Raw genomic sequence first — 19670 nt, forward strand, 5'->3', positions numbered from 1 at the left:
GATCGCTGTGCTTGCACAGCGCCTAGCGCGAAGACTATGACTGGAAAAGTGGCCTACCATGGCGATCTCTGGGTACGCGAAGACTTTAGAGGACAGGGCGTGCGCAAGATTCTGACAGGAATTACGCACAACATGTCTTTCGCCATGTGGGCTCCTGACTTCTTATGCGCGCTTGTAGCGCGCTGGACTCTGGATAAAAACGTCGACGACATGCTGCACCATGAAGCAGGCGGGGGGCATATTGCAGCTGTTCGAAGACGAGATTGTGGAGGACAATTGGTTTCTTGGCTTACTGGTGAGGAGTTGAGAGCCAGGTTTGATTACGGTAATAGAACCCACCTGTCCTTGGCCATGCGATTTTCGCGCACATACGAGTAGACTGGATCGTCGTTATTGTAGATGTAGATGTGGAGGTGGTCGACGAGCCTGCGCGTGGTACCGATTATAGCCCATCCGCGATCGCAGGTGGGATCATTGTCGTGGTGCCTTCCCATGAGAACCTTCGGGGAAGCCCTTCGACGCACCTAAGGCAATTGCGCTGGTCGTCCGTGAAGAATTCCCAAGCCGTTGATTTGCAATCCGAAGAAGTGTTTTGGAGTGACCGGATATACGAGAAAACGGGCAGCGTGTTTCACTTGGGTCGGACTGCTTTGACGAGAGGGCGAGATACGACGATGGGAGGGACTGGAAAGCAGGATCTTTTCCGCTCTCGGCTTGATCAGATGATCGACATGAAAAATCCGCTCGGGCGGACGGTCGATGGAGGTTCCTGAAAGAGCGGTTCAGCGAGGTTTACACCGATGATCCCGGCCAACCGCCGCTGCCGACGCGCTTGATGGCGGGAGTGGTGATCCTGAAGCACACCTACGACTTCTCGGGTGGGTCGACAACCCTACTACCAATACTTCTGCGGCGAGAAGTTCTTCCAGCACCAGCTGATGTTCGAGCCCTCATCGCTGACACGCTGGCGTAATCGGATGGGCGAAGAACGCCTGACAGCACTGATCCAGGAGAGCTTGTCGGGCGCCACGAAGGCCAAGGCGATCAAGCCGTCCGAACTGTCTTGAATGATCGTCGCCACCACGGTTCAGCTCAACAACGTGACATTCCCTAACGATGTGAAGCTTCTGAATCGGGGCTGGTGCGGCTGGCGCAGCTTCACGGGGTCACTTACGTCAATCCTATGCTCGGCCGGGCAAACTCGCTCTGATCCAGCATCGGCGCTATCCCCACGCCAATCAGTTCAAGCGCGCCAACCGGGCGCTCAGGAGGCTGCGGACCTATCTGGGCCACGTGATCCGCGACATTGTCTGCAAGATCGACGGTGACAGTGGGCTCGAAGCGGCGTTCGCCAAGCTGCTAGCGCTGGCGCGGCGCGTGCGCGAGGAGAAGCAGCATCAGCGCGGACCGAAGGTCTATTTCTTGCACGCGCGGCAGGTCGAATGCATCGGCAAAGGCAAGGGCATGGGCCATACGAGTTAATGGCATGGACCACGCCCGCTCTCAACGGCAAGGTAGAGCCCCGGCAAGAGAAGGAGCGCAAACCATGTCCCATACGAGCATTGTCACGATCGGCATTGATCTAGGCAAGAACACATTCCATGTGGTGGGGTTCGATGCAACGGGTGCAATCATCCTACGCAAGAAGCGATCGAGAAATCAGCTTGAGCAGTCGCTGGCTAATGTTCCGCCCTGCCTGATCGGAATGGAAGCCTGTGCAGGAGCACACCACCTGGGTCGCAAGCTCGAGAAATTAGGCCATCAAGTACGGCTCTTGCCAGCGCAGTATGTAAAGCCATACCTCAAGGGCCACAAAAATGACTTCCGTGATGCCGAAGCCATCGCAGAGGCGGCGCAACGCCCGACCATGCGCTTCGTCCCGTTGAAATCGGCCGAGCAACTCGACTTGCAGGCGCTGCACAGAGTTCGCAGTCGATTGGTGACACAGAGAACCGCGGTCATCAATCAAATCCGAGGTTTTTTGCTTGAGCGAGGGCTGCCAGTTCGGCAGGGAGCGGCAGCACTCCGATTGGCACTTCCACAGATTCTCTCGATGCTCTCGGATAACTTGTCGCCTCGAGTGGTTCGGCTCATTCAGGACCTTGCCGAAGACTGGCGCTTTCTCGAGCGGCGGGTCGCATCGATCACGAAGGAAATCGACGAACTCGCTGATCAAGACGCACACTGTCGCCGCCTGATGAGTGCGCCGGGTATCGGACCAATCATCTCAAGTGCGATGATCGCCGCGATCGGAACTGGTGATGCCTTCCATAAGGGCCGCGACTTTGCAGCATGGCTTGGCCTCGTACCGAAACAAATCTCGACCGGCGATCGAACCATTCTCGGCCGCATATCGAGGCGTGGCAATCGGTACCTCCGAACGCTGTTCATTCAAGGGGCCAGAGCCGTACTTCTAAGGCGTCAGAGTTGGCCCAGGCATGGCTTCGGAGCCTGGTTGGAAGCAGCATCCAAGCGGCTCCACTCGAATGTACTGGTTGTCTCCCTGGCCGCAAAACTCGCGCGCCTAGCCTGGAGCATGCTCGCAAAGGGCCGTGATTACGACGCCAACTTCATGGGCCACGCCGCGTAAGACACGGCCGGGAAGGAAGAAGATCCACGGTCCAACCGGAAAGGCACAATATCCCGCCGAGGTTTGCGAGACGGAAAGGACGATGGAGCAACGGTTGCACCGACACTTCTGAAGCCTGGTTCGACGCCATGGCCCTTCTTGAGGCCGGCGAGTTATTGAGGACAGAAGTGGGCGGATATCCATAATGGCTCGAGGCGAGAGCCTCAAATCGAAGCCGGATAGATTGGCGCAGACCGCTACATCCTTTGTCGATTCCTCTTGCAACGCGGGGGCGTGGTCCATAGATCGGCGTCAAGGTCTCCGTCGCCACTACGATCGGACATGCCAAGGACGGCCAGCTCGTCACCATGTGAAGGCGCTACCGGGCAACCTTATGACGGTCACACTGGCCACGTGATCCCGGACATTGAGGCACTGGTTGGCAACATCATTGCACGCCTCCTCGCCGACAAGGGATACCGCGGCCACAATGCGCCGCCCGATTACAAGCTAAGGGTCTTCTCCGGCCAAAAGCGAGGCGTGCCGCCCAAGATCAAGCGCGAACTGCGCCTCAGGGCCGCGGTCGAACCCGTGATCGGCCCCTCAAGGCCGAGCACCGCATGCCGCAACTATCGCTGGTTCCCCAGGCGACGTTGCGGCCGTCCTTGCCGCCATCGGTTATAACTTCCGCCGCCTCATCTGTTGGCTCAGCCTATTGCTGCGCCAAGTCCTCTCGGCTCTCACTCCCGCGCTTCAGACCGTTCTAGCACTACTTTGGCAGATTGTTGGATTTGGGCTCTTTATTAGGATTCCCGAATCGATTTTTCAATGATTCATGGGTGGTCGGCTCTTGGAGGGCTGACCATGGCGGAATGGGAAGACGAACTCGAACGCTGGCTGAAGCCGTTCCTGGACCGGTTGGGTCATAAGACTCGGCAGCGGATGTGTCCCCTGTACGTTGCGGGATTGATCGGCCCGGGCGATCGCAAGAGCGTTCAGCCGATGGCAGAACGCCTTGCAACCGGCAACTACGATCAGCTGCACCATTTCATCGCCGACGGTGTCTGGGACGCATCACCGCTGGAATCTGAGCTGCTCAACCAGGCGGATCGGCTTGTCGGCGGCAAGGATGCGGTATTAGTCATTGATGACACCGCAATGCCGAAAAAGGGCGAACGCTCGGTTGGTGTCGCGGCTCAATATGCGTCCTCTCTTGGCAAAACGGCAAATTGCCAAACGCTGGTGTCGCTGACCCTTGCGCGCGGCGAAGTGCCCGTGATGGTCGCATTGCGTCTCTTTCTGCCCGAGAGTTGGACAGGCAATGTGTCTCGTTTGATGCGTGCTCGGGTGCCGATCGAATACCGAACGGCAAGATCCAAGCCAGAAATCGCTTTGGCTGAGGTTGATCGAGCGATGGCAGCCAACGTGCGCTTTGGATGTGTGCTGGCGGATGCAGGATACGGGCTCAGCGCACCATTTCGACAAGGGCTAACAGAACGCGGATTGGCCTGGGCCGTCGGCATCCCTCGGCACCTCAAGGTGTATCCGGTTGATGTGAAGCTCATTTGGCCGATTACCAAAGTCCGCGGGAAACCACGAAAGCACCACGTGCCGGATATCTTATCGATTGCGGCAGAACACATGCTGGCGAGCGCCAAATGGAAAACCGTGAGTTGGCGCAGCGGGACGAAAGGTCGGCTGAAAGCCCGATTTGCTGCTCTCCGTGTCCGCACCGCCGACGGCCCTCCGCAGCGAATCTGGGATAAGGGTCAGCAGCATCTCCCGGGCGACGAAGCTTGGCTCATTGGCGAGCAGCGTGCCTCAGGGGAGAAGAAATACTATCTCGCCAACCTCCCTGCGGCGACGGATCTGCGCACACTGGCCGCCACCATCAAGGCACGATGGATTTGTGAGCAGGCGCATCAGCAGTTGAAGGAGGAGCTTGGGCTTGATCACTTCGAAGGGCGATCATGGCAGGGTCTTCATCGCCACGCCCTGATGACAATGATTGCCTACGCCTTCTTGCAGCACCGTCGCCTCGCACATGCGGGACGGAAAAAAAAGAATCAATGGGCCTCCGCCTCAACCAACCATGCCCGCCGTACGCCACGCCATCGTCGATCTCATTCTCCGGCCGCCATCGCAGCGATGCCCGCACTGCAGAAGACGAATCCGTGAAAAACCACAGCACAAACCAAATCTGCCAAAGTAGTGCTAGGGCTCGGACTCAATTGCTCCAATAGGCAACGATGGCGGCGAGATGGACGGCAGCCAAGAAGTTCCTGGCTAGTTTGTCGTAGCGAGTTGCGACACGCCTGAAATCCTTGAGGCGGCAGAAACAGCGCTCGATAACGTTGCGCCCCTTGTAGGCGCGTTTGCTGAAGCTGTGGAGAGTGACCCTGTTGGATTTGTTTGGAATGACGGGCTTGGCACCACGATCGACGATTTCGGCTCGAAAGCCGTCGCCGTCGTACCCTTTGTCGCCAATGAGGGCAGACATGGGTGGCGCGAGTTCCAAAAGGGCTGGCGCTGCGGCAATATCAGCGTCCTGGCCTGGAGTGAGATGAAATGCGCAAGGTCTGCAGTCAGGGTCGCTCAGCGCGTGGATTTTCGTGGTCCGCCCGCCGCGCGATCGGCCGATCGCTTGTTCATGCTCCCCCCTTTTCCGCCGCTCGCCGAGCGATGCGCTTTGATCGTGGTGGAGTCGATGGACAAAGTCACGCCGTCTTTGCCGCAGCGGGCGAGCGCTTCAAAGATCGCCCGCCAATGTCCGCGCTTGGCCCAGCGATTGAAACGATTGTAGATCGTCGTGTACGGACCATAGTCGGGCGGGCAATCGCGCCAGCGTGCGCCGCACTGAAGCATGTGAATGATACCGCTGATGACGCGTCGATCGTCATCGCGCACCGGTCCGGTCTGGTTCGTTGGCAGATGCGGCTCTATCAGAGCCCATTGCTTGTCGTTGAGCCAGAACAGTCCTTTGCGCATCGAAGTCCCCCGCGTGGAATCAACCCGCTGCGAGGGAATCAGAGTTCGCTAATTAGGTACAGACCCTAGCATTACAGTTGGTGCGCCGGGAGACCGGCAAGGAGTAAGTGGTGGAAGTCCACTGCGATGAAGGAGTAGCGACCCACATCGGCCCCGAGCCGTGCGCAGGCGTCCGCGAGGATGTCGGCGAAGCGTCGGCAGGGGAGCGCATAGGCCAGCCATCGAGCCGCGAAAGAATGTTTTCCCGAGAGCCGACGCTGTCAACTGAGCGGAAGGCAACACGAAGGGGCGCGATATCGCGAGCGCCCGGTCGTCTCGGCGTGGTCGCAGACCCTGGCATGTGCAGAAGCTTCTTGTACGGGAACCGGGAGCTCTCTTGGTCGGCCAGATGCTCATGGAAGCAGCCTGGTCCGCGGCGGGAAGGCGAGGAGCTGTAGCCGCCGATGAACGATCAGGAGAAGTCTGACTCCGCCATAGTAGCTATGAAGTCGCCGAACAATGCCGGAGGTGCGGTGGCGGAGGCGATGGAGCGAAGGGCGGGGACCAAGGGAAACGCGAGACAGCAAAGCACACTCCGGACACGGGGCCGGGATCGTGTGATCCAGGAGCTTGATCGCGTACGGCAAGCCGCAAGGCAGAGGAAGAAGGAGCGGTTCACCGCGCTTCTCCACCATATCAACACAGACACGCTCCGTATGGCTTTCTACGCGCTCAAGCGCAAAGCAGCCCCCGGCGTGGATGGTGTGACATGGCAGGACTTCGAGACAGATCTGGAGCCTCGGCTTGCGGATCTGCACCGGCGGGTCCACGGAGGAGCGTACCGTCCCCAGCCGTCACGTCGGACGTACATCCCGAAGACTGACGGCCGGGAGAGAGCGTTGGCGATCGCTGCCTTGGAGGACAAAATCGTCCAGGGCGCGACCGTCATGGTGCTCAACGCCATCTACGAAGGCGACTTCGTCGGCTTCTCATACGGGTTTCGACCCGGTAGAGGCCCACATGATGGGTTGGACGCCCTGGCGGTAGCGATCACCACGCGGAAGGTGAACTGGATACTTGACGCCGACGTGCAAAACTTTTTCGGAAGTGTGAACCAAGACTGGCTGGTCCAGTTTCTGGAACACCGCATCGGCGACAAGCGCATCATCCGCCTGATCCGTAAATGGCTGAAGGCGGGCATTCTCGAAGACGGGGTCGTAACTGTGGACGACAGGGGCACGGGGCAGGGATCGGTGATTTCGCCGCTGCTCGCCAATGCTTACCTGCACTACACGTTTGATCTCTGGGCCGAACGCTGGCGACGGCAAGAGGCCCACGGCGACATGATTATCGTGCGCTATGCCGATGATCTCGTGGTTGGCTTCGAGCATGAGGACGACGCTCGCCGTTTCCTTGATGCGATGCGTGAACGGTTTGAAGCATTCGCGTTGACGCTCCATCCAGACAAGACCCGCCTGATTGAGTTCGGTCGCCGTGCGGCGGCCAATCGCAAAGGGCGCGGCCTTGGCAAACCGGAGACCTTCATGTTTCTGGGCTTCATCCACATCTGCGGTAAGTCACGCCGGGGGAACTTCCTGCTCGAAAGGAAGACCCGTCGCGACCGTCTGCGGAAGAAGCTTCAGGACATCAAGGAAGAGCTGCGACGACGGATGCACCAACCGATCCGTGCCCAGGGTGCATGGCTGAGACAGGTCGTCACCGGCCACTTCGCATACTATGGGGTTCCTACAAATGGGCGGGCGCTCTCAGCGTTCCGCTACTGTGTGACCGATCTTTGGCGTCGAACGCTTCGGCGGCGAAGTCAACGAGGCGGCTTCACGTGGGACCGTATGACGAGGTTGGCGGACGAATGGCTCCCACAACCCCGCATCCTCCATCCCTGGCCACAGCAACGCTTCGCGGTCACATACCCAAGGTAAGAGCCGGATGCCTTAATTGGGCTCGTCCGGATCCGCGCGGGGGGCGCTCAGCAATGAGCGTCCCTACCGCGAACATCTTCCTGAAGGTTCTGAATCCATGGGCGACCATGATTCGGGATCTGATGATTGGTGGCGCGTCAGTTGAAGATACGCTGACGCTGTGGGCTTCGGCGTTGCGAGATATCAAGCAACGCATCCGTCCGCTGTTTACGCAGGAGCGGGTCGCGGCCGCGGCGGGGCAGTTTCTCGACGGACTGTTGGGCAACGAGCCGCGCAAGACGGGTTGGATGCGGGCGGAAGCGGCCGGCGATCCAGGCCCGTGGCGCCAGCAAGCGATCCTGGGTCGGGGGCAGTGGGACGCCGATGCGCTGCGCGATATTGTCCGTGAATACGTGCTGGAAACGCTGCCCGATGAGGACGCGGTTCTGGTCATCGATGAGACCGGCTTTTTGAAACAGGGCAAGGCCTCATGCGGCGTCGCGCGCCAGTACACCGGCTCGGCCGGCAAGATCACCAATTGCCAGATCGGAGTGTTCGCCGCCTACGTGTCGCGGCATGGCCATGCCTTCATCGACCGGGCACTCTACCTGCCAAAGGACTGGACGGACGACCCCGCTCGCCTGAAGGCTGCGCATGTCCCGAGCGATGCGGGCTTTGCGACAAAGCCCAAGATCGCGCGTCACATGATCGCTGGCGCGATCGCCGCACAGGTGCCGTTCGCGTTCGTGGCCGCGGACAGCGTGTATGGCACCGGTGAGATCGAAACCCTGCTGCGCAAGGAGGGCAAGGGCTATGTTCTGGGTGTTGCGTCCAATCATGTGTTCCGTTCCTGGGGCAAGCCGCAGCCTGTCGCCGGCACCGCCTCCGCGATTGCGCAGAGCCTTCCCAAGAAGGCCTGGCGCCGCCTGGCGTCCGGCGAGGGGATCAAAGGGCCGCGCTGGCACGACTGGGCCTATCTCGAGCTGGCCGATCTCGACGCCGGTGAATACAACGACGACCTTGCCGGGGAATGGACGCGGGGTCTTCTGATCCGCCGCAACATCGCCGACGGCAGCTTGGCCTTCTTCTCCACATGGTGCCCCAAAGGCACGTCCATGCAGAAGCTGGTGTCGGTGGAAGGCCATCGCTGGGCCATCGAGGACAGCTTCGAAACCGCCAAGAACGAGCTCGGCCTTGATCACAACGAAACCCGCTCCTGGCATGGCTGGCATCGCCATGTCGCACTCGTCATGCTTGCCTTCGCCATGATGGCCGTCATCCGTCATCGGGCCAACACCGGGTCGTTGCTTAAAAAAACACGACCGCGGCCTCGACCGAAGCATCGTTCTTGATCCGCTGGTCGATCCAGGAAATCCGGCGCCTCGCCATGAAGCTTGCCCAGCGGCGCATCCCGCACGCCCATATCCTCGCATGGTCGTCTTGGCGTAGGGCCCACCAGGCCAACGCGCGCAAAGCCCATCTCAGGAAAAAATTGTTCGCGGTAGGGACGCTCATTGCTGAGCGCCCCCCGCGCGGATCCGGACGAGCCCAATTAAGGCATCCGGCTCTTACCTTGGGTATGTGACCGCGAAGCGTTGCTGTGGCCAGGGATGGAGGATGCGGGGTTGTGGGAGCCATTCGTCCGCCAACCTCGTCATACGGTCCCACGTGAAGCCGCCTCGTTGACTTCGCCGCCGAAGCGTTCGACGCCAAAGATCGGTCACACAGTAGCGGAACGCTGAGAGCGCCCGCCCATTTGTAGGAACCCCATAGTATGCGAAGTGGCCGGTGACGACCTGTCTCAGCCATGCACCCTGGGCACGGATCGGTTGGTGCATCCGTCGTCGCAGCTCTTCCTTGATGTCCTGAAGCTTCTTCCGCAGACGGTCGCGACGGGTCTTCCTTTCGAGCAGGAAGTTCCCCCGGCGTGACTTACCGCAGATGTGGATGAAGCCCAGAAACATGAAGGTCTCCGGTTTGCCAAGGCCGCGCCCTTTGCGATTGGCCGCCGCACGGCGACCGAACTCAATCAGGCGGGTCTTGTCTGGATGGAGCGTCAACGCGAATGCTTCAAACCGTTCACGCATCGCATCAAGGAAACGGCGAGCGTCGTCCTCATGCTCGAAGCCAACCACGAGATCATCGGCATAGCGCACGATAATCATGTCGCCGTGGGCCTCTTGCCGTCGCCAGCGTTCGGCCCAGAGATCAAACGTGTAGTGCAGGTAAGCATTGGCGAGCAGCGGCGAAATCACCGATCCCTGCCCCGTGCCCCTGTCGTCCACAGTTACGACCCCGTCTTCGAGAATGCCCGCCTTCAGCCATTTACGGATCAGGCGGATGATGCGCTTGTCGCCGATGCGGTGTTCCAGAAACTGGACCAGCCAGTCTTGGTTCACACTTCCGAAAAAGTTTTGCACGTCGGCGTCAAGTATCCAGTTCACCTTCCGCGTGGTGATCGCTACCGCCAGGGCGTCCAACCCATCATGTGGGCCTCTACCGGGTCGAAACCCGTATGAGAAGCCGACGAAGTCGCCTTCGTAGATGGCGTTGAGCACCATGACGGTCGCGCCCTGGACGATTTTGTCCTCCAAGGCAGCGATCGCCAACGCTCTCTCCCGGCCGTCAGTCTTCGGGATGTACGTCCGACGTGACGGCTGGGGACGGTACGCTCCTCCGTGGACCCGCCGGTGCAGATCCGCAAGCCGAGGCTCCAGATCTGTCTCGAAGTCCTGCCATGTCACACCATCCACGCCGGGGGCTGCTTTGCGCTTGAGCGCGTAGAAAGCCATACGGAGCGTGTCTGTGTTGATATGGTGGAGAAGCGCGGTGAACCGCTCCTTCTTCCTCTGCCTTGCGGCTTGCCGTACGCGATCAAGCTCCTGGATCACACGATCCCGGCCCCGTGTCCGGAGTGTGCTTTGCTGTCTCGCGTTTCCCTTGGTCCCCGCCCTTCGCTCCATCGCCTCCGCCACCGCACCTCCGGCATTGTTCGGCGACTTCATAGCTACTATGGCGGAGTCAGACTTCTCCTGATCGTTCATCGGCGGCTACAGCTCCTCGCCTTCCCGCCGCGGACCAGGCTGCTTCCATGAGCATCTGGCCGACCAAGAGAGCTCCCGGTTCCCGTACAAGAAGCTTCTGCACATGCCAGGGTCTGCGACCACGCCGAGACGACCGGGCGCTCGCGATATCGCGCCCCTTCGTGTTGCCTTCCGCTCAGTTGACAGCGTCGGCTCTCGGGAAAACATTCTTTCGCGGCTCGATGGCTGGCCTATGCGCTCCCCTGCCGACGCTTCGCCGACATCCTCGCGGACGCCTGCGCACGGCTCGGGGCCGATGTGGGTCGCTACTCCTTCATCGCAGTGGACTTCCACCACTTACTCCTTGCCGGTCTCCCGGCGCACCAACTGTAATGCTAATACCGCATCCTTGCCGCCGACAAGCCGATCCGCCTGGTTGAGCAGCTCAGATTCCAGCGGTGATGCGTCCCAGACACCGTCGGCGACGAAATGGTGCAGCTGATCGTAGTTGCCGGTTGCAAGGCGTTCTGCCATCGGCTGAACGCTCTTGCGATCGCCCGGGCCGATCAATCCCGCAACGTACAGGGGACACATCCGCTGCCGGGTCTTATGACCCAACCGGTCCAGGAACGGCTTCAGCCAGCGTTCGAGTTCGTCTTCCCATTCCGCCATGGTCAGCCCTCCAAGAGCCGACCACCCATGAATCATTGAAAAATCGATTCGGGAATCCTAATAAAGAGCCCAAATCCAACAATCTGCCAAAGTAGTGCTAGGGCTCGGACTCAATTGATCCAATAGGCAACGATGGCGGCGAGATGGACGGCAGCCAAGAAGTTCCTGGCTAGTTTGTCGTAGCGAGTTGCGACACGCCTGAAATCCTTGAGGCGGCAGAAACAGCGCTCGATAACGTTGCGCCCCTTGTAGGCGCGTTTGCTGAAGCTGTGGAGAGTGACCCTGTTGGATTTGTTTGGAATGACGGGCTTGGCACCACGATCGACGATTTCGGCTCGAAAGCCGTCGCCGTCGTACCCTTTGTCGCCAATGAGGGCAGACATGGGTGGCGCGAGTTCCAAAAGGGCTGGCGCTGCGGCAATATCAGCGTCCTGGCCTGGAGTGAGATGAAATGCGCAAGGTCTGCAGTCAGGGTCGCTCAGCGCGTGGATTTTCGTGGTCCGCCCGCCGCGCGAGCGGCCGATCGCTTGTTCATGCTCCCCCCTTTTCCGCCGCTCGCCGAGCGATGCGCTTTGATCGTGGTGGAGTCGATGGACAAAGTCACGCCGTCTTTGCCGCAGCGGGCGAGCGCTTCAAAGATCGCCCGCCAATGTCCGCGCTTGGCCCAGCGATTGAAACGATTGTAGATCGTCGTGTACGGACCATAGTCGGGCGGGCAATCGCGCCAGCGTGCGCCGCACTGAAGCATGTGAATGATACCGCTGATGACGCGTCGATCGTCGTCGCGCACCGGTCCGGTCTGGTTCGTTGGCAGATGCGGCTCTATCAGAGCCCATTGCTTGTCGTTGAGCCAGAACAGTCCTTTGCGCATCGAAGTCCCCCGCGTGGAATCAACCCGCTGCGAGGGAATCACAGTTCGCTAATTAGGTACAGACCCTAGTTTTAAAGGGCGTCCTACGAGTAGGCGACGCGATCATGGCTGCGAAATTGGGCGCCGACGGCATCGTCGTCTCGAATCATGGAGGCCGAAATTTGGACAGCTCCGTGGCGCCGATCGAAGTAATTGCGGAAATAGTGAAAGCGGTTGGTGAGCAGATGACAGTCATTGCCGACAGCGGAGTTCGGCGAGGCAGCGATATCCTCAAGCTCCTTGCAGCGGGGGCTAAGGCCGTTATGGTTGGCCGGATGATGCTATACGGCACCGCGGTTGGCGGAATGGGTGGCGCGAGCCGAGCAATCGGGATTTTGCGACAGGAGCTGGACACTGCAACGGCCATGAGCGGTTGCGACGATATCCGCAAATTGAACAAGGACCTACTCCAAATGCCAGATCAGTCTGGCTAGAAGTGGTGGCAAGCGTGAACGCGAAGTCGGGGCGCTTGTTCCGTGGTGCCTCGTCTTGCGCAGCACCGCCGCCTCCTTGTGTAATCGAAGCTTTCTTCGCTTCGCTTGCGGATGCGCTGACTGGATCGTGTAGACGGGGATGACGCGTAGTGCGGCCGTCCATCGAGGTTGGTTTTGCCGGTCTCTTAGTGAGATACGCCCGATATACGGCGTCACGCTTTCCCGTGCGGACGCCGCACTTGTTCCGGGCGGACGAACCTCCATTCCGGCCCCATCCGGCCGATCTGCTTGACCGGAAAAAACGCACTCTTTGCCGCTCACGAGCTCGGTGCCCAAAACTGGGCTTTGCTCGCATCCATCGTAGCCACTTGCAAGCTGAACGATGTTGCCTACATCGCCAAGAGCGATCATCTCCGGCCATCCCAAAGCAAAATCGCAGACCTCCTGCCGTGGCGATTCCAACGTCAAGCCCGCATTAATAGGGTTGCGGCTAAGCGCCTACTGAAGACCTGCACGTACCGGTCTATCCGGCGCGTACCACGCGCAACTAAGCTGCCCCCGGTATATCCGAAGGCGGATGATCCTCACGCGTGCTTGCAGTGGCTGCCATGAAAGAAAGAGATCGTCCAATGCGCGATCAAGGTCTTAGATGTTTAGTCCCGGGCTTTGATGGTGCATCCTTATCGCACGATTCGAAGGAAGCGCTATGGGACAAATTTTACACGGCTGCGCCACCACGACGGAAGCGTTAAAGTGGACCCCGGGACCAGGACCACTGACGCCGCCTTCTTAGTTGGCAGTCTCGCCGCTCCGATTTTCTGATATCAGGCCGCGAGGGCCTCTGTCTGCGTCTGTTGTTGAGGTTGTGGGCATGTGGGCAACGCCTCTTCGGCGTTGTCCAGCATGTCCACAGCCTTTGCTGTAGCGCCGGCGCGCCAGACCGCCATCGGGGTGCGATAGCCGTGTGCCTGGTGCGGGCGCTCCTCGTTATAAAAGGCGATCCAGTCGGTGAAGCCCGCGTGCAGCTCTTTGCCGTCGGCATAGAATTTGAGATAGACGTCCTCGTGCTTGAGGCTGCGCCACAGCCGTTCGATGAACACGTTGTCCATCCAGCGGCCGCGACCGTCCATCGAGATCCGAATGCCGGCGGCCTCCAGCACGCCGGTGAAAGGCCGCGCTGGTGAACTGGCTGCCCTGATCGGTGTTGAAGATTTGCAGCTTGCCGAACCGCGCCAGCGCCTCCTCCAGGGCGTCGATGCAGAACGACACGTCCATCGTATTGGACAGGCGCCAGCTCAACACGGCCCGGCTCGGCCAATCGATCACAGCCACCAGATAGAGGAAGCCGCGTCCGATCGGGATGTAGGTGATGTCGGTCGCCCAGACCTGGTTCGGCCCGTCGATGGTCATGCCGCGCAGCAGATAGGGATAGATCAGGTGCCCCGGCGCAGGCTTGCTGGTGCGCGGCTTAGGCCCCAGTGCCTCGATCCCCATCTTGCGCATCAGCCGCTGCACGCGCTTGCGGTTGATCGGAACGCCATCCTCGCTCAGCAGCCACGCCATCCGCCGCGAGCCCAAAAACGGCCGCGCGGTGAACAGTTCGTCGATCTGGCGCACCAGCGTCAGATCGTCGTCATTGGCCGGCTGCGGCGTCCGGTAAACGCCCGAGCGCGACAGCCCGAGCAGCCGGCACTGGTGGCGGATCGACAGCACGCCATGCGGGCGGTCGAGCTTCGCCCTGCGGTCCGGGACGCTCATCTTCCGGACCTCTTCGCTAAAAAATCCCGCTCCACGACCAACTGCCCGATCTTGGCATGCAGCTTCTCGATCTCACGGTCGCGACCAACGTCCGCCGGCTCCCCAGCGGGATCAAAAGCTCTGGCCGCCTGATCCAGCAGTTGCTTCTTCCAGGAATAAATCTGGTTGGGATGCACCTCGTAGCGCTGCGCCAGATCGGCCACGCTCACCTGTTCACGCAGCGCCTCCAAAGCGATCTTCGCCTTCAGCGCCGCGTCGATCTTCCGTCTCGTCTTCTTCGTCATCGTCCGCTCCGTTTACCAAACGGAACGGCTACATTCCAACTAGGCTTCTGGTCCCAAATCCGGGGGCCACTTCACCACAGCGGTTGCTTATCGAGAAACATCACATCATCTGGCGCCGTGGCTCCAGGTGTCCGCCAAGTGGCATAGGGGGGCGAAATGGCAGCAGGCATCGCGATTGTCGGACTGTCACCAGGGACTAAGGGCTTGAAGAGATCATCTAGGGCGACAGCGCGACAGGAGTCGCCTGGGTACGTTCAAGCACGCCGCGTGACGTTCAGGCGTCAACTCGAAGAAGCGAGTTGGCGCGGTCGTTGCACCTGAAGGATCATCAAGGTGATGGAGAAGAAGATGCGAGTTCCTAACGAGCGGTCCTTTGGAAGCTTTTCCGAAGTGGCAGAGTTTTATCCGGAGTTTCCCCCTATTCGCGACGGGTCCTTAACATGCTTCTTGATCAGGTAAGGCACCTAACCGAGAGTCCGGTTTTCGGGAATATCGGCGCGGGCGCGGGCCTGATCACCTATGCTTTAGCTGACGAAGGGCTCTCAGGCTACGCAGTCGAACCGGACAGTGAGATGTTTGTGGTGGGGCAGAGGCTCGGCCGAGCTTATCCAGCAGTATCTTGGATTAATGCGTCGGGAGAACATACGGGGCTTGCAGAGGCTTCGCTCGATTGGGTTTGCTATGGTATGTCGTTCCATCTGACGAATGCGCGCGAAGCACTCCGTGAAAGCATGCGAATCTTGCGGCCTTGCGGGTTCTTCACAATTGCGACCATCTTTGCAGATCTTGAGACCGATCCGTTTCAACTCGAAACCGAAAATCGGATTCGCGACATGGCTCCCGCTCTACGACGGGCGCGTACTCCACTCATCGGCCAGATGGGAATGTCCGAGGCGCTCCTCAACCAATATCTTGGAAACTGTATTTCTCTCGCTACCACCGAAGCAGTATCCATGAGCGAGGAGAGCTATGTCGTATTGGTCAGGGAGGCATGATATCCCGAGTCAGGTCTCTCCTGAGGTTTGGAATTCCATATTGCAAATGATCGCGGAGACCTTCCGAAGGCGGCAGCCCGCCAGCCTCCAAATTCGTTGTACGGCGTGGCGCTCAACGCGGTTGAACTGATTGCATGCGCCTTGGTTCTTAGTCCCGGCATTTGCTGCAGCAGCGGGACCGACAGTCTGCGCGGCTCCCGCGCGTAGGCGATGCGCTCCGGGATCGTGCTGTGGCCGCGCGTCACCCCGTAGAAGAATCGCAACGCACAGACGATCTGGTTCAGGCCAGGCCATTAGATCCCCGTGACCACCAGATGAACTGGAACGCGTGACAGTCCTCCAAGCCTAAATGGTCGTCGACCGGCCAAAAACTTTCGGCTGAACTTCGATACCACGTTCAGATACGATCGTTTGCGTCGGCGTCAACAAATTATGCACCGTCATGTCCTCGATCATGCGGCGGCCGAGAGGGCTCATCTGGGCCATCGGAAAACCTCCTGTCTGAAGGGTTGGGCTCTGAGAACCCTGCATCCTCTCAGACGGGAGGCGGCCGTTACTAACTCTCCTCACATGCCGCGCCAGCGGCTTCGTTCAATCACGCTGCCCGTTTTCCGGTAAATCTGGTCATGGCACTTCACGGACCGCTTCAGTAATCAATCCGACATGGCCGTGTTTAGTTGAGGACAGCATGTTCGAAGTCTGACACTAGAAGGCGCCTCAGCCAGCCCGGCCGGCGCCCAGCGTACGCCTCTGTGTCTTTGCCAAAGCTGGCACGTTTGTTGCTGAGAGTTGGCAAAAGTGCAGTTAACTGGACGGACTTCACTGCCAGGCAGCATTGCCATCATTACCCTGCATGAAGGATGAAAAGCATGGAAAATGCGCCCCATGTCTCCGACGCGTACGGACAAGCAGAACCTTCCTGGATAGGTCCAATTGCGTGGAGCGGAGGATTGCCAACGATTTTCCGATCCAAGGACCCCATAAGGCGATCCATGTCGGGACCGGTATGTGTAGGGAAGGTCGATCCGGCAAACATCAGCTTGTGCATGTCAACCGAACGCCCCGATCACGGCGGTCGATCGTTTTGCAAGATCGTTTTCCGGAGAGGTGCCATTGAGGTACCGCGGAGACGAATTCGAGATCGGATGTCATGTAAGGAGTCTCCATATTGTGGCCGGGCGAGTTGATGGTGCTTTGCGAGACCAACGCTCCCAACGCTCATTTATGGTCGTGTACAAAAAGGGCGGCGCAGCCATAACGAACACCACAATCGAACGCTGGCAGACCAACGGAAACGACAACATGCAGGACCCGGATCGGCCCGCAGATAATCTATGAGGCTGCTATCGAACTGGGCAGGCTGCAAAGGACAAAGCTAACGAAAGGAAGGTCGCGTGAGATCAGTTGTCATTGCAGTCGCAATAACGGGGTCAGTTCCACGCAAGCGCGACAATGCCGCCTTGCCTGTGTCAGTCGCCGAACAAATCGAGTCGACACACGCCGCTTTCGAGGCTGGGGCATCGCTGGTACATATTCACGTTCGGAATGCGGACGAAAGCTCCTCGTCAGATCCAGAGCTCTTCGCTCAGGTACAGGAAGGTATTAAACGCCACTGTCCAGGGATAATTGTGCAATTTTCGACGGGCGGGCGCGGTCGAGATCCGAGCGCGCGCGGAAGTGCCCTTTATCTCAAGCCGGATATGGGCTCGCTCTCGACTGGTTCGATAAACTTTCCGACAATTGTGTATGAGAACTCAGCTGCTTTGGTCAAGGATCTAGCGACCCAGATGCGGAAATGGGGTGTCCGAGCAGAAATCGAAATTTTTGATTTGTCCCATATCCATGGTGCACGTCTGCTGGTTGATCAAGGACTGATCGACGATTACCCCCACGTTCAATTCGTCATGGGCATTCAGAACGCGATGCCAGCAAAAGAGCATTTGCTCGACATCCTTGTGGGCGAGCTCAAGCGTGTCCTTCCCAACGCAACGTGGACAGCAGCGGGGATTGGCCGCCACCAGAACTCAGTCATGAATTGGGCGTTGGCTCGCGGTGCCCACGGGGTTCGCACGGGTCTGGAGGACAATATTCGCATCAGCAAAGATCGACTGGCTAGCAGCAACGCGGAGCTCGTCGAGATCGCCGTCACTATTTGCGCGCAGCACGATACACGGCCCGCTACGCCGCAAGAGGCGAGAGCCGCGTTTCGTTTATCGAACTAGCGCCCAGTCGAAAGTGCTCTGAATGTTGCTAGCGGCAAGCAAGCGTTCTGCGGGTGAATGGCAACTGCCCTTGAGATCGCCATGTAGGAGTAATTGTAATTAAACGACACGACCGAAACGTGAGTACGTGGAACAGAAGCCAATTGAACGAAATTGGGCCTGCTCGAATCGATCAATAGCCGATCTCGGCTTCTCCAGAAAAGCCCGGCGTCATTTGGCAAAGGAGAGCGTCGATTGGTCGTGCTATCCAAAGGAAGTTCGCTAATGATGTCGCTGCTTCGACCGGGAGAGCGACAATTCCGAACTCCTCGCCGAAATTCCTATCGCAACTGAAGGTTATGTATTGAAACAGCTTGTGCGAGCTCACAACGGCCTTGTGTGCTGGGGCGGATCGCGATGAGTAGCTGGTACCCAGCGGCCTCGAAGTAATTTTGTGCACTCGCGCGGCGTGAAGCGTCCTTCTGTCTGCTGGGATTATCCACGACGCACGGCCACCGGGGGACGACCACCTTAGTCGCCTGCACCTGTCGGGCATGGTCGCCCCGATGGTCGTCAATGGGCCGATCAACGGGCGAGCGTTCCAGATCTACTCGATCAGGTTCTCATTCGCGAATTGCGGAAAGGCGATATGGTCGCGCCCACCACGAGCGGCTGCGTGCCTCCAGGCCGCGCGTGCCCACGAGTCTGCGCCATATCGGTCGACGCCCATGGTCGGTATTCAGATTTTCACCCCGAGGCTCTTGAGCGTTTCGGAGGTCGTGATCACGCCTTTCAGGCGATCATAATCACTCATTCCAGAGCTTACCGTTTCCAGCGATCGTGATCAGGCAGTCGAATAGCTGTTCGGGCGTTTCCGTGGTGGAGCGCTAAAGCGGGTTGGCTGCGCATGTTCGAAGCGCTGCCACATGATTCAAAGTTTTGAATGCCTGGTTGTCGGCCACCATTTGTCTGCGCGCATCAGCACGCCCATGGTGCAAAGGTATGGCCCGTCTAATGGGTAAGCAGTCTCCACAAACCTATCCAGCATATCGGTCCGATTGCCCCCGAAGATGGAGACCGGCGTCTCCCATCCTCATAGAGCGGCCGGCCCGAGAGGGATTCGACGCCAGAGAGGCTGTCGGAGCACAGTTGACTGTCAGGCCATCTTCCTTTCACCGCTGCCCGCCCGCGCTACCACAACATCACCGTCATCTCCTTAGCCGCAAAGATGGCGCAACGTCTGCGTGCTGCTCCATTACGGTCGGACTTATCAGGGCGAGCCGATGATGGCCTCACGAACCTACACCCGGAGAACACTTCGCCGGACGCAACGAACCAGTGCGATCTGCGCTTCAGCCGCGTCAATCTTCGGTCTCGTCCTCTGCGTCATTCTCCGCTCAGTCGGTTGCGACGGAACGGCCCAAAAAATACAATTAGTTCCCCTCCGATTTTCTGAGTCCACGAACACCTTCACCAAGCTGAAAGCACACTTGCGAAAAGCCGCTTAACGCAGCGTCGCTGTCCGCGGGACGCGATCGGGTGCATCATCCACACCTACACGCCAATAGAATCTAAGAACAGCCCGTGCAAAGAAGCGACTGCTCTGTCTGATAGCGACTATTTTATGAGGTAGTCAATCATGCGGCTTCTGATCATTCCGATCGGGCATAATCCATAGAGAAACCGCCGTTCGTCATTAGGCGAAATCGTCACTGATACACATCAGCCATCGCCAAGGACAGTCGAGCAGTTACTTCCGCACGCGGATATTGTCGCGACAGTGAGCCAGTCCCGAACTGCTCGGCCGACCGTGTCGAAGGAAAGCTCCGCTGCGGTCGCTTTGTCAGAACATTCCGGATCGAGTTACTGCTCAGGCAACGGAAAGCCCGCCTACCAGGTCGGAGCTTCACGACATGTGCAAGGCAATCCCGGAGAACG

The 19670-nt window shown here is 59.0% G+C and carries 10 protein-coding genes and 5 pseudogenes; 9 read left to right on the forward strand and 6 right to left on the reverse strand.

Annotated features, from left to right (window positions below; genetic code table 11):
* Nucleotides 1-674: 674 nt before the first annotated feature.
* The 4 genes and pseudogenes from ACRQ5Q_RS10235 to ACRQ5Q_RS10250 form a co-directional block, all read left to right on the forward strand.
* Nucleotides 675-1478 (forward strand): annotated as a pseudogene (locus ACRQ5Q_RS10235) (transposase); the annotation flags it as partial.
* Between the two features lie 68 nt (nt 1479-1546).
* A complete protein-coding gene (locus ACRQ5Q_RS10240; protein WP_439397506.1) occupies nt 1547-2590 on the forward strand; it encodes an IS110 family transposase in 1044 nt (347 codons plus the stop codon).
* A 287-nt stretch (nt 2591-2877) separates the two neighbouring features.
* Nucleotides 2878-3401, forward strand: a pseudogene (locus ACRQ5Q_RS10245) (hypothetical protein); the annotation flags it as partial.
* The gene (locus ACRQ5Q_RS10250; RefSeq protein WP_439397085.1) at nt 3398-4747 is read left to right on the forward strand and encodes an IS701 family transposase; all 1350 of its coding nucleotides are present in this window, start codon (nt 3398-3400) and stop codon (nt 4745-4747) included. The pseudogene ACRQ5Q_RS10245 and the gene ACRQ5Q_RS10250, both read left to right, overlap by 4 nt.
* Nucleotides 4748-4796: 49 nt before the next feature.
* Here ACRQ5Q_RS10250 and ACRQ5Q_RS10255 read toward each other — a convergent pair.
* A pseudogene (locus ACRQ5Q_RS10255) lies at nt 4797-5557 on the reverse strand (IS5 family transposase).
* A gap of 443 nt (nt 5558-6000) precedes the next feature.
* On the opposite strand from ACRQ5Q_RS10255, the gene ltrA (ACRQ5Q_RS10260) reads away from it, so the two are divergent.
* The gene (ltrA, locus tag ACRQ5Q_RS10260) at nt 6001-7476 is read left to right on the forward strand and encodes a group II intron reverse transcriptase/maturase (protein ID WP_439397464.1); all 1476 of its coding nucleotides are present in this window, start codon (nt 6001-6003) and stop codon (nt 7474-7476) included.
* 107 nt (nt 7477-7583) lie between these two features.
* Nucleotides 7584-8807, forward strand: coding sequence for an IS701 family transposase (locus ACRQ5Q_RS10265; RefSeq protein WP_439399758.1), 1224 nt, complete (start codon nt 7584-7586; stop codon nt 8805-8807).
* A gap of 216 nt (nt 8808-9023) precedes the next feature.
* Here the strand turns inward: ACRQ5Q_RS10265 and ltrA (ACRQ5Q_RS10270) are convergent, their stop codons facing one another.
* The 3 genes and pseudogenes from ltrA (ACRQ5Q_RS10270) to ACRQ5Q_RS10280 form a co-directional block, all read right to left on the reverse strand.
* Entirely contained in the window at nt 9024-10499 is a 1476-nt protein-coding gene (gene ltrA / locus ACRQ5Q_RS10270; RefSeq protein WP_439397464.1) for a group II intron reverse transcriptase/maturase, read from the reverse strand.
* A 369-nt stretch (nt 10500-10868) separates the two neighbouring features.
* Nucleotides 10869-11186: pseudogene (locus ACRQ5Q_RS10275) on the reverse strand (transposase); the annotation flags it as partial.
* Nucleotides 11187-11260: 74 nt separating this feature from the next.
* Nucleotides 11261-12021, reverse strand: a protein-coding gene (locus ACRQ5Q_RS10280) for an IS5 family transposase (protein WP_439375420.1) whose coding sequence is annotated in 2 segments (ribosomal slippage) — nt 11261-11662 and nt 11665-12021 — 759 coding nt in all. Because the reading frame shifts where the segments join, the coding sequence is not laid out codon by codon here.
* A 104-nt stretch (nt 12022-12125) separates the two neighbouring features.
* On the opposite strand from ACRQ5Q_RS10280, the gene ACRQ5Q_RS10285 reads away from it, so the two are divergent.
* A complete protein-coding gene (locus tag ACRQ5Q_RS10285; RefSeq protein WP_439397508.1) occupies nt 12126-12494 on the forward strand; it encodes an alpha-hydroxy acid oxidase in 369 nt (122 codons plus the stop codon).
* 824 nt (nt 12495-13318) lie between these two features.
* Here ACRQ5Q_RS10285 and ACRQ5Q_RS10290 read toward each other — a convergent pair.
* A pseudogene (locus ACRQ5Q_RS10290) lies at nt 13319-14536 on the reverse strand (IS3 family transposase).
* A gap of 440 nt (nt 14537-14976) precedes the next feature.
* On the opposite strand from ACRQ5Q_RS10290, the gene ACRQ5Q_RS10295 reads away from it, so the two are divergent.
* Nucleotides 14977-15531, forward strand: a complete 555-nt coding sequence (locus tag ACRQ5Q_RS10295) for a class I SAM-dependent methyltransferase (protein ID WP_439397510.1) — start codon at nt 14977-14979, stop codon at nt 15529-15531.
* Between the two features lie 345 nt (nt 15532-15876).
* Here ACRQ5Q_RS10295 and ACRQ5Q_RS10300 read toward each other — a convergent pair whose 3' ends face one another.
* Nucleotides 15877-16017, reverse strand: coding sequence for a hypothetical protein (locus tag ACRQ5Q_RS10300; protein ID WP_439397512.1), 141 nt, complete (start codon nt 16015-16017; stop codon nt 15877-15879).
* 908 nt (nt 16018-16925) lie between these two features.
* Between ACRQ5Q_RS10300 and ACRQ5Q_RS10305 the strand changes: the two genes are divergently transcribed.
* Nucleotides 16926-17753 carry a 3-keto-5-aminohexanoate cleavage protein gene (locus ACRQ5Q_RS10305; RefSeq protein WP_439397514.1) on the forward strand — a complete coding sequence of 276 codons (828 nt, stop codon included), beginning with the start codon at nt 16926-16928 and terminating at the stop codon, nt 17751-17753.
* Nucleotides 17754-19670: the final 1917 nt, after the last annotated feature.

Source organism: Bradyrhizobium sp. PMVTL-01 (assembly GCF_051861855.1).
GTDB lineage: Bacteria > Pseudomonadota > Alphaproteobacteria > Rhizobiales > Xanthobacteraceae > Bradyrhizobium.

Excerpts from the sequence above, each read along its gene's own strand:
- ACRQ5Q_RS10240 (WP_439397506.1), top strand. The coding sequence starts at position 1,547 with ATGTCCCATACGAGCATTGTCACGATCGGCATTGATCTAGGCAAGAAC.
- ACRQ5Q_RS10250 (WP_439397085.1), top strand. The coding sequence starts at position 3,398 with ATGATTCATGGGTGGTCGGCTCTTGGAGGGCTGACCATGGCGGAATGG.
- ltrA (WP_439397464.1), top strand. The coding sequence starts at position 6,001 with ATGAACGATCAGGAGAAGTCTGACTCCGCCATAGTAGCTATGAAGTCG.
- ACRQ5Q_RS10265 (WP_439399758.1), top strand. The coding sequence starts at position 7,584 with ATGATTCGGGATCTGATGATTGGTGGCGCGTCAGTTGAAGATACGCTG.
- ltrA (WP_439397464.1), bottom strand. The coding sequence starts at position 10,499 with ATGAACGATCAGGAGAAGTCTGACTCCGCCATAGTAGCTATGAAGTCG.
- ACRQ5Q_RS10285 (WP_439397508.1), top strand. The coding sequence starts at position 12,126 with ATGGCTGCGAAATTGGGCGCCGACGGCATCGTCGTCTCGAATCATGGA.
- ACRQ5Q_RS10295 (WP_439397510.1), top strand. The coding sequence starts at position 14,977 with ATGCTTCTTGATCAGGTAAGGCACCTAACCGAGAGTCCGGTTTTCGGG.
- ACRQ5Q_RS10300 (WP_439397512.1), bottom strand. The coding sequence starts at position 16,017 with ATGGCCCAGATGAGCCCTCTCGGCCGCCGCATGATCGAGGACATGACG.